Here is a 13,863-nt window from a genome sequence, read left to right as displayed (position 1 = left end):
CTTAATGAGTTGGTGCGAGCGACTTAGCATTAAGTGCTCGTTTATAGTTGTATTTGTTAGATAAAATAATGCTGAAGTAGCAAAGGGAACTGATGACCAATACGCTTGCAACCGCACAGATCCAGTAACTGGTAGCAATAAAGTAGTTCAGCCATGACAACTCTGGCTCGGCAAAAGTGCGGTACAGCAAAATACTGACCGAGCCGATATACCCCGCTGAATCAGCTAAATAGAGTAGAAAACCCACATTGGCAACACCACCCACGGCGGCAATCATGCGGTCGAATAAAAAGCAGTTGTAGGGGATATACGCGATATAAAGCCCTGCGCCAAGTAGTACCATCCAGGCTTTGGCATCTAATAGGCCCAATTCGAAGCCATAAGTACTGGCACCGAGTAACAATGTACCAAATAAGATAAAACCATGATTGACTAAAAACGCGGTTTTGTTGTTTTTAATCAGTACCATCATGGCAAGGGCAATCAGCACGATAAATGAAATGCGAATGCCTGCGTAAGCAAAAATGGTAGGCTCTTCACCATAACCTAACGCCATCCAGAGTTCTGCTTGAAAATTATCTAAAAAGTCTCGAAAGCCTGTGAAAAGTAAAAAACTTAAAACGAGCGCTGTAATACCAAACCAATATTGTTTAAAGAAGTTAAATCGTGCTTTGCCATCCATTGGTGTGCGTTTTTGCCTTGCAGCAATATCGCTTTGATCAGGTTTTGGAATGGCGTTTAAACACACAACACTGAGCAGCAATAGGGGTAAAAAGAGTAGGCCAGTTAGGGCAGGCATCCATAACTCAGAAACGCCTAGGTTGTTGGTAATATAGCGGCCAACAGTTTTTACAACACCGGATGATAAAATAAAGGTGATACTTAAAATGGCACCGAGGATTTCGGTAGTGCGTCTACCTTCTAAATAACTAAAGACGACCCCCCAAATCATGCCAAGAGATAAACCATTAAAAAATAGGCAAATAATGTTAAGGCCAATTGGCAATAGTGCAAATAACACCAGCGAGAGCTCTGCGCCTAAGATCATCAAAATGATGGCGTTAGCTCGCTGCTTAGATTGCATTTCGGAAATCACTTTTACACCGATAAATTTTGCTAGCATGTAACCAAATACTTGGCTTAATACCAGCGCCACTTTAAAGCTTACAAGCCAGTTTTCTTGCTCAAATGCAAGATAGCTTGATGCGGCAAATGGCTTTCGAAATGCGTACATACAAAAATAAGTCATAAAGGCAGCGGAGGCTGCGAATAATACGAACGCGGGGCCTTGTGTCTTTTGTAACCAGTTAGCATTTTTAAACAACATAATACGTCTCGACTGCGTTTGAAAAAGGGTGCAAAGCAGGTGCTTTGCAACCTCGGTACTATCAACAAATCAGTGTTAATTTAGGGCAATTTATTCGGGAACCCATTGTGATAGTGTTATGTGAACTTAATGTGTAACCAAAGGGGTTAAGTTTGCACTGTGATGCACCCTTACCCCTGTTAGCTTGTTCGCGTTAAAAACATTCGTTAAAACTTCGTTTTAACGAATGTTAGAAACGATAATTAAGGCCGAGCATGCCGCGAATACCGTAATATTCAACTTGCAGCGGGCGACCTTGCTGACCTTGGTAATACATTAAAGGTTCGTTCGTTAAGTTATTAAGCTCAAGGTAAACCATGGCATCGTCATTAATTTGATATGAAGTAGTAAAATCAACGCTGGTATAGTCACCGTAGTAACTGTCGCTTTGTTTATCGCTGCCGTGCTCTTCAATGTACTCACCTTTGTGGTTCACAGCTAAACGCGCAGCAAAGAAGGTGTTATCGTAGTAAAGGGTAATGTTAAATAATTCATCGGCTTGGCGAGGGATGCTCACCTTGTCATCGCGCTCTGGGATGGTCATTTCAGAATCCATAAAAGTCGCATTTGCCATTACCCCAAAGTTCTCAAGGCTTGGCGCGATAAAGCTAAAATCACGATTAAACGCAAGTTCTAATCCCACTAACGATGCGTTGTCGCCATTTTCTGGTCGAATTAAATTAACACCTTCACGGCCGTTGTAACTGCCAATGGAACTGCTTTGGAAAATAGGATCTTCAATATCTTTATAGAACACACCGGCTGACACTAAACCAAGTCGGTCAAAGTAATGTTCAAACATGACATCAATGTTGTTTGAATAGGTTGGGTCGAGTTCAGGGTTACCTGAAAACAGTTGGTTATCTGCTTCTAGGTAAGTTGCACCTGGCGATAATGAGCCAAAATCCGGACGGGCAAAGGTGCGCGTGAGTGCTAAACGCCAATTGGTCATATCACTCATTTTATATGTGACATGGAGCGATGGCAGCACAGAGAGATAATCATTCTCGGCTTTACTTTCAACCACTTTGTCTTGATCGGCAAGATAGGTAAAGCCAGATACTTCGGTATCGGTTTGGGTTAAACGCAGGCCACCGAGTACTTCGATTTGTTCATTAGCTTGCCAAGTTGCCATACCGTAAATACTGGCATGTTGCTCGTTTACATCAAAGTTACGACCAAGGGCGCCACCGTTTGAAATAAGTGCTGATTCACCGGCATCGAGCTTAAATTTATTGCGGTTTTGTGTCCAAAACTGTGCTAACGCATCCGTGGAAGCCACTTGAGAGAACTGGCTTGCGTAATCAATGCTTAGTTCGTTTAAGTAATCATTTCGACCTGGTTGGTCGCTTAACGCAAAGTCAGCAAGCGTAGGCGCATCGCCGTAGTTCTCACTGTCCCATGCGTAAAATTCATCAGCAAATTCGGCAACGCGTTCTTTATCACGGTACTTCACACCGAATTTAAGTAATAAGCTGTTATCTAGTTGCCAGTCAAAATCACTGCTGAAAACGATTTTGTCTTTTTCATTCACGAAAACTTTGTAGAGCTCTACCCATGCAAGCTTGGTATCGCTCGGTGACATTTGAAAGCCATTTGGCAAGTGGTTGCTGATGGCATTCCATGGGTCACTGCCGCCGTCCACTTCGTTGTAGGCGTAGTTTTTACCTGTGCCACGGTCTTCAAGGCCAACATAGCCAACGTTCTTTTGGTCAAAACGCACAACAAAGTAACTGTTGTCTTCGCCATTTGGCATATCGCCGTAGCGGAACTCATTTTCGTAACTCGACAGTGACCAAGAAAGTGTTTTATCAAAACCAAAATAATGTTCACCAGCAAGTTCACCGCCACGCATTTCGGTGATAAGTTCATTGCGAATGTGTTGCACTTCAACGCGGTCTTTGTCAAAACGCATACGATGTTTGTAATGAGTTTCATCGTCGATTAAGGTACCGTACATTGCGCTTGCACTGACTTTACCCTGATCTAAGGTATACTCTAAAGAGCCATTTAAACCGTAGGTTTCGCGTGTGCCTGTGTAGTCTCGAAGCTCTAAACGACGAATACCAATACCATCATTTCCGCGACGAGGTTCAAAGTTATCCGTCGCCCAATCACGTTTCCATGCAGTGGCATTAATTAGATAACCGAGTTTGTCATCGGCGATACGGTCGCCATATAGCACACTCGCAGAGTAGTTAGTGCCTTCGGCAAGTTCATTTGCGCCCAGCGCGATATTGGTATTTAAGGTAAATTCGTCAGGGGCTTTTTTGGTGATGAAATTAACGTTACCGCCAATTGCATCACCTTCCATATCCGGTGAAATGGCTTTTGATACTTCAACAAATTCAATAAGTTCACTTGGGAAAAAATCAAATGCGGTAGCGCGGCTGGTGGTTTCTTCTTCAGCGGTTGGTAAGCGATTGCCATTAATTGATGCTGAACTCCATTGCGATGGTAAACCGCGTACAGCAACAAAGCGGCCTTCCCCTTGGTCGCGCTCAATGGAAATACCCGGAATACGCTGTACTGCTTCTGCTGCATTTCGGTCTGGTAATTTGCCAATGCCATCACTTGAAATCACATTGATAATATTGCTGGCATTTTTTTGGCTGTTAGCTGCAGCCATTTCGCCACGTTGAATTTGACCAATGGCAACCACTTCTTCAATTTCATTGTTGGTGTTGTTTGCATTGAGGAAAATGGTTTCAAGTACTTTCATTTCATCATCTTTAACAGAAACGCTCAGTAACTTTGTTTGGTAACCCATATAATTAACTTCCAGTTGATGCGTACCTGGTGTTAATTTAGGCAGTTCAAAGCGGCCATTAAAGTCGGTAACGGCACTGTTATTAGTACCAACTACTTTGACCATGGCACCTGGCAGTGTTGCATGTTGATCTTTTACAACGCCTGTCAGTTTTGCTTCGGCGGCAAGAATGTGGGGGCTTGTTATCAGCAGTATACTGGCGGCAATACGCGATATATTTTTCATGTTAAGGCTTCTCAGTTAGTAAAATTATTATGGTCTAGACCAGAAACTGAAAAACAGTCTAACGAGGGTTTTTTACAAATCGGTTACGCTTGTGTGAAAAATAGAAAATTGACTGAGTTTTTTATTTAACCTGAACTTGGGATAAGAAGTTAACTAACAATTTTTAATACATATATATTTTTATTTAAGCCTTCTAGCTTGATAATTTTTCTTAGTACAAGGCAAATTTGTGCGTCAATAGCGAGTCTATTGCAAACAAATTTAACGCAGTAATAAGTAAAAGTAGCTGCTAGAAAGTAATTTGTTATTCCTAGCTCAGGTTATTTAATACATTGATTTTAAATGATATAAAATAAAGCAGTCACAAAGAGTATTGGTTGTAACTGCTTATTTGGAATTTTTTAGAGGCTTACAACAAAGTGAAACAACAAAAAAGGCCTTATTGAATGAGTTATACCAATAAACTAGCGGGCCTTGGATTTGCTAATAAATCGGCAAACACCTGCCAAACAGAGGCTTTATCTTGCATATTGGCATGTTTTTCAATGTAGGCTTTAACAATATCTTGGCCGAGGTTGTAATTAAGCACATAGGCACGGTTTGCTTTAATAAACCCTAAGCGCTGTGTTGCACGCTCTTTACTCACTAATGTGTATTTAACTAATAAATCGACTGCGTGTTGCTCTGATATTTCGCCATCAAGTAAGCGTTTAGCGACCATATTGTCAGCATAAGAGAGTTTTTGCATTAGCGCTTGTACTTGATAGTAGCGCTCAGCTTGTGAGACATCGAGACCGGCAAGCACGAAGAGCACTTCTTTTTCAAAGACCATGCGTTCAGGCTTTGGAAAAACCACTTCAATTCCATAGTTAGCAGAGCCTTCAGCAAGCAGTGACATCGGGGAAAATAATGGATAAACACAATATTCCATCCAACCTTTTTCGTTTACTAGGTGCTTTTCCATCAGAGAGTTAAACACATGGTGGCCGGGATAGCCTTCATGGGCAGCTAAATCGACCGCACGTGAAATATAAATCGGGAAGTCGGTATTCATTTGAATCAGGCTAAAGTTATCGCCTTTATACCAGTTATAGCCACTCCAAATTTGGTTTGTTACATACTCCAACTGAAAATTCTCGTTATCTGCAAGGGGAATATACTGTTTGGTAATCTCCCGTGAGCGCGCTACTGCGGCTTTAAATACGTCATCGAGTTTGTTTTTGGGGATTTCAAATTGTGCATTAAATGCCACCATGCGTTCGCTTAAACTACCATCGCCTGGTACCAGATTTTCAAGCTCTAGTAGGACATTATCAAACTCAGATTCCGTCTTATTTGGCGAAATGGCATCGTATAACGCAAGCGATTCATCATCAAATTTCGGTGCGTTGCCCGAAATCACACTTATAAAGGTTAGTATTGATTCGCTTTGCTTTAATAAAAAGGTATGTCTGAGTGTTTCGCTTTCATTTGGTGTTGTATTTTTTAAGCTATCTACAAGCTCTATAACTTGCTGTTGAATAGCTTCAAGCGGCTCTTTGATAGTTGGTTGCCAGTCACTTGGGCCATAGTAAGCGTCAACATAGTGTGGGTGATGAAGGCCAATTGCCAGTACAAGCTTTACATATTGCTCGGCAAGGGGGTTTAATGACATAGCGAACTCATTTTAAACGATAGAAATAACAGGCATAATAACCGAGATTTAAATTGTATACAATTTGGAGCTCGGTTATTAATTTAAGTATCAATATTCACTGATATCAAGTGTGCCTATGCTTATCGCTATAGGCATATGCTGCGTAGCTAATCGCGTTACACCTTTAATGCGTTACACTTTGAACTGCGATACTTGGTTCTTTAATTCACTGGCAAGTGCGGCGAGTTCAGTACTTGCACTGCTGGTGTTTGCGGCCTCTTGCGAGGTGTTGTCTGAGATAGTAGAAATATTCACTACATTGCGATTTATCTCTTCATTAACACTGGTTTGCTCTTCTGCAGCGGTTGCAATTTGTGCCGCCATATCGTTTATTTTTGCCACCGCAGTAGTGATCAAATCAAGTGCTTCACCTGCCTGTGTTGCATTGTTTACACTGTCTTCTGCTTGTTGCTTACTTTGCAGCATTAATGCGACCGCGTCTTTACTGCCATTTTGCAAGCTTTCAATCATTTGATGAATTTCTTGAATTGAACTTTCGGTACGTGATGCAAGCGAGCGCACTTCATCTGCTACCACAGCAAAACCGCGGCCTTGCTCACCAGCTCGGGCCGCTTCTATTGCTGCGTTTAGCGCAAGTAGATTGGTTTGTTCCGCAATGCCGCGAATAACATCGAGTACGCGGCCAATTTCTTGGCTATCGTTTGATAATTTATCAACCGAGAGTGAAGCCGTATCGATTTGTTGCGCAAGCTTATCGATGCTGGTGACTGTTGACCCAACAACTTGTTGCCCGCTGGATGCTTGAGTGTTTGCATCCATCGCCCCTGTTGCTGTATCGGCAGCGTTGCGAGAGACTTCGTTAGCGGTGATTGCCATTTCGTTCATTGCAGTCGCAACCATATCGGTTTCTTGGCGCTGTTCGCTTATTAACGAGCTAGTATTTTCACTTGATTGGGCCAGCATGTTAGACGCCTGATGTACCTGTTCACTGGCGTTAACCACCTGTTGTAATGTGCCGTGGAAATTATCAATTAACGTATCAAATGCATGGCTCACTACGCCAAGTTCATCGTTCGATTTAACTTGGGTGCGTTTCGTTAAATCGTTGCTCTTTGCAATATCATTAATGGAATTTCGCAACGTATTAAGCGGGGCAATAATATTGTTTGTGACAAGCCAACTTAATATTGCCGCAACTAAAGCAGCAACCACAGCAAAATAAATACTAACGGAAATCGATGAGTCAATATCGTTGGTCGTTGCCTGAAAAATGACTTCTCTTTCTTGATTCATTTTGCGGTTAAGCGCGGCAAAGTCTTCGCGAGATTTTGCAGCAACAGGGCTGTAATCACGTTTATACGTTTGCCATGCTTGTTCAAGTTCTGCTTTTGTCGATGTCGATGAGAGCGTTTGAACCAGCTGAAGACTTTTTGATAAAAATGTTTCGGTGGATGATTGTGATTTAACAATCAGTTGCTTGAGCTCTTTTTGTTCGGTGTTGTCGTTAAGGGCTAATGAATTTAGCTGTGAAAAATGCGATTGAATATCCTTGATACGTTCACGCATTTTAGCAAGGTTTGATTGATAATCGTCACCAAGCATAATGCTGCGATTAATGCGCGATACGTAATTTACATCGCGATTAATTTTGAGTGTAGTCACTTCTAACTTAACCGCGACACGGCTGTACTGCTCAAAGCTCGATTTGATTGAATTGAGCTTATAGATCTCAAAACTCGCAAACAATATTAAGGCAAATAGCAGAGCGCCAGAGATGATATTTATTTTGTTACGAACTGAGACATTAGACAGCAGTGTATTCCTGCGCTTATTCCAAAATGAGTTGATATGACGGTATCGATTTTTAACCCAGCTAATAAGTTTAACTGATCTTATTGTATCGGTATGTAATCTTATGTATTAATAATAAAAATTCATTAAAATTAGATAAATACGATGAAAAAACGCATTTCACTTATTTTAGGCAGTGGCGGTGCACGTGGGCTTGCGCATATCGGAGTAATTAAAGCGCTAGAACAGCACAACTTTGAGATTTGTTCCATATCAGGGTGTTCAATTGGTGCTTTAATCGGTGGTATTTATGCGGCAGGTAAGTTGCCTGAATTTGAGAAATGGATTTTAGAAATAGACAAATACGATATTGTGTCATTGCTTGATTTAGCGTGGGGCAATAATGGGTTGGTAAAGGGCGACAAAATAATCAACACCTTAAAGAAAATGGTAGGGGATATTACGATTGCCGAGTTACCAATTAGCTACACGGCTGTTGCGTCTGATATTTTAAACGGTAAAGAAGTATGGCTAAATTCGGGGTCATTATTCGACGCGATCCGCGCATCGATTTCACTTCCTTTGTTTTTTACACCGATTGAAACCAATAATAGAATTTTAATTGATGGTGGGGTGCTAAATCCTGTGCCGATTGCGCCTACGTTTAATGATGACAGTGATTATAAAATAGCGGTTAATTTAGGCAGTGAAAAAGCAACACCACCAGAGCCCATCGAAAAAGTCGAAACCCATGATGATACATCCCCAATTTCACGTTTTATTGATTCATTGCGATTTGATAAAGAAGAAAAAGAGGTGAATAAACTGGGGGCGTACGAAGTAGCTGATAAAGCATTTGATGCCATGCAGTCTCACTTAGCTGCTGCTAAATTAGCGGCATATCCGCCTGATGTACTGGTTGAGATTAGCCGTAATGCCTGTGGCACATTAGAGTTTGATAAAGCCGCTGAGATGATTGCGCTTGGCTACAGTACCTGTATAAAAGCGCTTAAAAATAACTATTTACTGATTGAGTAAGGTGTAACCCAGAGCGCCTTAACACAGCCTGTCGTAGCGCAAAGTTAGCGATTTAAAAGCGCTAAAACAGGTGAAGAACTTCACAATTTAAATGGGGTTTACTGGATTGTCGGTTAAATATACATGTTTTGTTGTATTTTATGGCCAAAATACGCGCACTTAGGCCAATACGGGCTATTATAAATGAATGGCAAATATTAAGTTATCGTGCCAGAGCAAGATCAGACTTGCCAAGCATAGGTTAGCTTTAAAGTACTTTGATACGACAAAAGGATTATTCCGTATTATGTGTTTTATCGTTAATAATTAGCTATTTCAGCTTGTTACGAGTTTGGCTTTGCTTTAAAGTTCGCTTTGTAATGTTAAGAAGTTGTTTTAAATAAGATCAATTTTTTCTTCTTTGAATATGCATTGTGTTTTACACTGTATTAATGAAACGACAGCAGTGATGGCTCGTTGGTTCACTTCTCATATTCTGAACGGATTCATGTGACTAGGGTTTAATTTTTTGTTTCATAAAGTCTTTTCTTTTGTTCTTGTCTTACTCTTTGCATCCAGCAATGCGTTTACTGCGGAATATAGCCGCTATCTAAAAAATTACTCCGTAGAAGAAGGGCTATCGCAAAGCTATGTCAATCAAACGCTGCAAGATAACTATGGCTACTTATGGGTTGCCACAGATTATGGCTTGAATCGTTTTGATGGTTATGAATTTGAAAAAATAACGGGTCCTGACAACGTATTTACAAACGATGGCATTATTGCACTCCATTCGCTAAAAAATGGCAGTTTAATTGTTAGCACTTATTATACAGGTGCGTATTTTGTTGATCCTCTTACGCTTGAAGCCACACGGTTTTATGACGGTAAATTAGTTGAAACTAAAGACGAATATTTAAGTATTGAAAGTGTTATTGAAGTAAAGGGTGACTTGATATTAGCAATTGGTCGTCATTTGGTTTCGTATAGTGTTGCAAGCAAGCAATTTAAAATCTTGTTTTCATTAAGTGAAAAACAAGACCTTATTCGCGCCTTATTTCAAAAAGGTGAGTACATCTATTTTGGTACGTCTAAAGGCCTTTATGTCTACCATTTAGAAACTGGCGGGGCAGGGTTAACGCATCATAAACCTTCTAGCATCAAGGATACGGATGATAACAACAATGTTAAATATTTAGCATGGGATCATCGCCTAGGTTTATTGATTGGCACGGTTGAAGGGTTGTTTGCACTTAAACTCGATGAAAAAGATGCTAAACCCATGCAGCTTATTCCCGATTTAAATATTTGGGGTGTAGTTAGAAATGCAGATGCATTTTATATTGGCTCTGAAAAAGGGTTGTATCGTTTTGACCCAATGTCGTTTGAGTTAAATCTGCTGGCACAATATTCAAAACGTCACCCATTAGTCAGTAACGACGCTATTAAAGATATTTACCAAGACGACAGCGGGCTACTTTGGCTTGCGTCTGAGTCGAAAGGTGTTTATTACTGGCATCCAGATTTACAACGATTTTCAAGTTACAGCAAAGCGTCTGGTATCGATTTGTCTAATTCATCGGTAACCGATTTTATTGAATTGCAAGCGGGTACGCTTTGGGTTGCAACCGAGAACGGCCTGACAAAACTAAATACCGAAACAAAAGAGACTAAACATTTCTTCGTTGAAGATAACCCCAAAAATAAATGGGGAAAGCATTTTATTCAGTATATTTTTGACGCAGGTGATGGAAAAATTTGGCTGGTACACAGTGAGGGATTGACGCTTTTTGATACTGAAAAAGAAGTTGTTGTGCCGACCAACTTATCTGCAGAGGTTAATAAAGAATTTACTGAGCTATACCCTTACGGTGTTCACCCACTAGACAAACATCGTTTGATATTTGTTAGTTACAAAGGGCATTTTATTTTAGATACACAGAAAAATACCCTCACGTCTCTTAAGAATCTTGATAAACATTTTGAGCCCGATTTATCAATTGGTTTTATGAAAAGCTTCGTTGATGAGTCTGGCGTGCTCTATAGTGTTGGTGGTGCGATTTATCAATATAACTATCAAGAAGATACATTTGATTTAATTCATCAACTCGAGAATTATCAAGTACACGATTTTAAGTTTGTATCTGACTGGGCACGAGATGCAGATAATACAATTTGGATTGCTTATAACGCACACGGCATAGTGGCCCTTGATGATAAATACCAACAACAAAAAGAGATTACCTTTGCTGATGGTTTGCCTGATAATCGATTATTTAGTGTCACGCAAAGTGATAACGGCGCACTGTGGTTTAGTTCGCAAAGTGGTTTAATCAAATATGATAAAGACTTAGATGCACTTAATCAGTATACCCACGAACAAGGATTGATAAGTGATGAGGTCTACAGTGCGCCGCATAAATTAAAAGATGGCCGCATTGCGTTTACAACACCCGCGGGCATTATTTTATTTAATGCTGAAGAAATTGAAAAAACTCGAAACGACAAACCGGTCAGGTTGCTTGATGTCGAGGTGAAATCTCGCGATGAAAAACTGACGTTATCAGGCTTAATGGAGCAACAATTATCGCTTGAACATGATGATTTTGGCTTGAAGTTTCACTTTTCTAACTTTGATTTTGCCAACCAAAAACAAATAAAATACCGCGTTGATTTACAAGGGCCCAGCAGTGTGGTGTATGAACATTACGGTAAAAATAACATTGAGTTTACCCGCTTGTTGCCCGGTGATTATACCTTCAACGTAGCAGCTTATTCATTAAAAGATGGCCAATTAGGCACGCCTGAAACTTTTTCATTTTATGTAAAGCACAACCCATGGACATCGCCATATGCCATTGTTGGTTACATTATTCTGTTTCTTGGTAGCTTTACGTTAATTTATATTAAGCGCGTTAAGCAACAGCATATTCTGCAACAACTTCATAATGAATCGATGGCGGCGAAGCAGCGTGCACGCTTGGCGCTTGAGGCAAGTAACAGTGGCGTATGGGTTTATAACAGTCATAACCAGCAATTGGATCAAGAACGCATTGTGTCTGACTTAGGTTATGAGCGTGAAACGCTAACTAGCCTTAATGATCATATGTCACTTATTCATCCTGAAGATCGTATTCGTTTAGAAGCAAAGTGGCGGGCATTTTCAAGTGGCGCGACCAATTTATGGGACGTTACGTATCGTATGCGCGCAAAAAGTGGTGAATGGGTCTGGTATCGAGACTTAGGTAAGCGCTCTAAAGAAAGTAAAAACGAAGAAACCCCCGTTTATGCAGGGACGTACACCAATATTAGCGAAACTAAAAATAAAGAGATCCAAGCTCGACTCTACGGTGAAGCACTGCGCAAAATGAACGAGTGGCTGATTATTTTAGACAGCAAATTCAAATTAGTTGCGTCAAATGAAGCGTTTAATAAACGCTTTTCAAAACATGCAGAAGATGCGACCCAAGATACGTTATTGGCGTTATTTGATGAGCAACGTCAAGCATTTTACGTTGAGCAATTAGCCAGTCTTAAGGTTGGCGAGCATTTACGTCGCGAAGAAACTTGGGTGTTTGATAACGAAACCATTGAAGTATTGTTATCAATTTCAGCGATCGGTGAAGAAAGTGTCAGTAACTATGTGGTTGTTGTGTCGGATTTGACGCAGCAAAAAGCAGCAGAGAAGAAACTTACACAAATGGCTAATTTTGATCACCTAACGCAATTAGCTAATCGCAGTTTAATCAACGATCGTATTGAACAAGCCTTGCTGCATGCTCAAAACAAAGTCGTTGCGGTGTTATTTATAGACCTTGACCGCTTTAAACAAGTGAACGATTCGCTTGGCCACAGTGTCGGTGACAGATTATTAGTTAAAGTTGCCGAGCGCATGACCTCGGTTGTTGGTGAGCAACACAGTGTAGGTCGTCAAAGCGGCGATGAGTTTATTGTGTTGTTTGAAGATGTGGTTTCGCCACAGGAAATTAGCCAATATGCTAACGACCTCAACAGCGAACTTGCCAAACCCTATAAAATTGGCGGTAACACGGTCAATATTAGTTCATCAATCGGTATTTCGTTTTATCCATTTGATGCAGAAACAACTGAAGAATTAATACAAAAAGCAGACATTGCGATGATCCACGCGAAAAACAGTGGTCGTAATTGCTACCGTTTTTACACCGAGCAGCTTAATAAAGAAGCGCGCAACCGTATGTTGCTTGAAAACGAATTAGTAAATGCGGTACAAAACCGCCAACTGACAAACTTCTATCAACCTATTATTAATACGCAATCACAAAAAGTAGTAGGTGTTGAGTTGCTATTGCGCTGGTTTAAAGACGGTGACATGATTTCACCAGGTGTGTTTATTCCGTTGGCTGAGCAAATTGGGCAAATTGTTGCGATCACCGAAATAGCGCTTGAAACTGCGACAACAGAGCTAGCGTCATGGTTAGCAAGTAATGAAAACCGCTATCTATCAATTAACTTATCAGCACTACATATTACCCAGCCTAACTTGGTTGAACGATTTGTCACCATTTTAGCCGACAACAACGTATCGCCACGTCAAATTCGCTTAGAAATTACCGAAGGTATTTTGATTGAAGATACAGTGAACGCCCTTGAGCAACTAGAGCGCTTACAAAAAGCGGGCTTTAAACTGTATTTGGATGACTTTGGCACAGGGTATTCGTCGTTAACTTATATCAATCAATTTCCAATTGATGTGATTAAGATAGATCAGAGTTTTATTCGTCAAATGTTATCCAGCCGTACAAACCAAGCAATTGTACAAACCATCGCAGATTTAGCGAAAAATTTAGGTAGTTACTGTATCGCCGAAGGGGTTGAAGAACTTACGCAAGTCAGTGTGCTAAAGCGTTTAGGCTGTTATAACCTACAAGGGTTTTATTTTGCCAAACCGGTACCGGCAACTACCTTTTTAAGTGACGAATTCCAAAACGATGTATCTCGTAAAATCAACGCCTGTAAGAATGCTTAAAAAAAAGGGGCTTCAGCGCCCCTTTAACG

General features: G+C 40.6%; 6 protein-coding genes. 2 read left to right on the top strand and 4 right to left on the bottom strand.

Annotated features, from left to right (window positions below; genetic code table 11):
- Position 1 precedes the first annotated feature (1 nt).
- The 4 genes from AC2IOM_RS16030 to AC2IOM_RS16015 form a co-directional block, all read right to left on the bottom strand.
- Positions 2–1,249, bottom strand: coding sequence for a DUF5690 family protein (locus tag AC2IOM_RS16030; protein WP_486360401.1), 1,248 nt, complete (start codon positions 1,247–1,249; stop codon positions 2–4).
- Positions 1,250–1,556: 307 nt separating this feature from the next.
- The gene (locus AC2IOM_RS16025) at positions 1,557–4,361 is read right to left on the bottom strand and encodes a TonB-dependent receptor (RefSeq protein ID WP_486360400.1); all 2,805 of its coding nucleotides are present in this window, start codon (positions 4,359–4,361) and stop codon (positions 1,557–1,559) included.
- Positions 4,362–4,812: 451 nt separating this feature from the next.
- Complete coding sequence (locus tag AC2IOM_RS16020) at positions 4,813–6,015, bottom strand: hypothetical protein (protein ID WP_486360399.1); 1,203 nt, start codon at positions 6,013–6,015, stop codon at positions 4,813–4,815.
- A 174-nt stretch (positions 6,016–6,189) separates the two neighbouring features.
- Positions 6,190–7,764, bottom strand: coding sequence for a methyl-accepting chemotaxis protein (locus AC2IOM_RS16015; RefSeq protein WP_486360398.1), 1,575 nt, complete (start codon positions 7,762–7,764; stop codon positions 6,190–6,192).
- Positions 7,765–7,974: 210 nt separating this feature from the next.
- Between AC2IOM_RS16015 and AC2IOM_RS16010 the strand changes: the two genes are divergently transcribed.
- Together AC2IOM_RS16010 and AC2IOM_RS16005 are read left to right on the top strand one after the other, a co-directional pair.
- Positions 7,975–8,847 carry a patatin-like phospholipase family protein gene (locus AC2IOM_RS16010; protein ID WP_010558943.1) on the top strand — a complete coding sequence of 291 codons (873 nt, stop codon included), beginning with the start codon at positions 7,975–7,977 and terminating at the stop codon, positions 8,845–8,847.
- A gap of 508 nt (positions 8,848–9,355) precedes the next feature.
- Positions 9,356–13,834, top strand: coding sequence for an EAL domain-containing protein (locus AC2IOM_RS16005; protein ID WP_486360397.1), 4,479 nt, complete (start codon positions 9,356–9,358; stop codon positions 13,832–13,834).
- The last annotated feature ends 29 nt before the right edge of the window (positions 13,835–13,863 follow it).

Source organism: Pseudoalteromonas sp. NS-SX12 (genome assembly GCF_057367955.1).
This window is presented reverse-complemented; position numbering and strand designations above follow the sequence as displayed.

Coding starts and splice junctions, on each gene's coding strand:
- AC2IOM_RS16010 (WP_010558943.1), top strand. CDS start 7,975: ATGAAAAAACGCATTTCACTTATTTTAGGCAGTGGCGGTGCACGTGGG.
- AC2IOM_RS16025 (WP_486360400.1), bottom strand. CDS start 4,361: ATGAAAAATATATCGCGTATTGCCGCCAGTATACTGCTGATAACAAGC.
- AC2IOM_RS16030 (WP_486360401.1), bottom strand. CDS start 1,249: ATGACTTATTTTTGTATGTACGCATTTCGAAAGCCATTTGCCGCATCA.
- AC2IOM_RS16020 (WP_486360399.1), bottom strand. CDS start 6,015: ATGTCATTAAACCCCCTTGCCGAGCAATATGTAAAGCTTGTACTGGCA.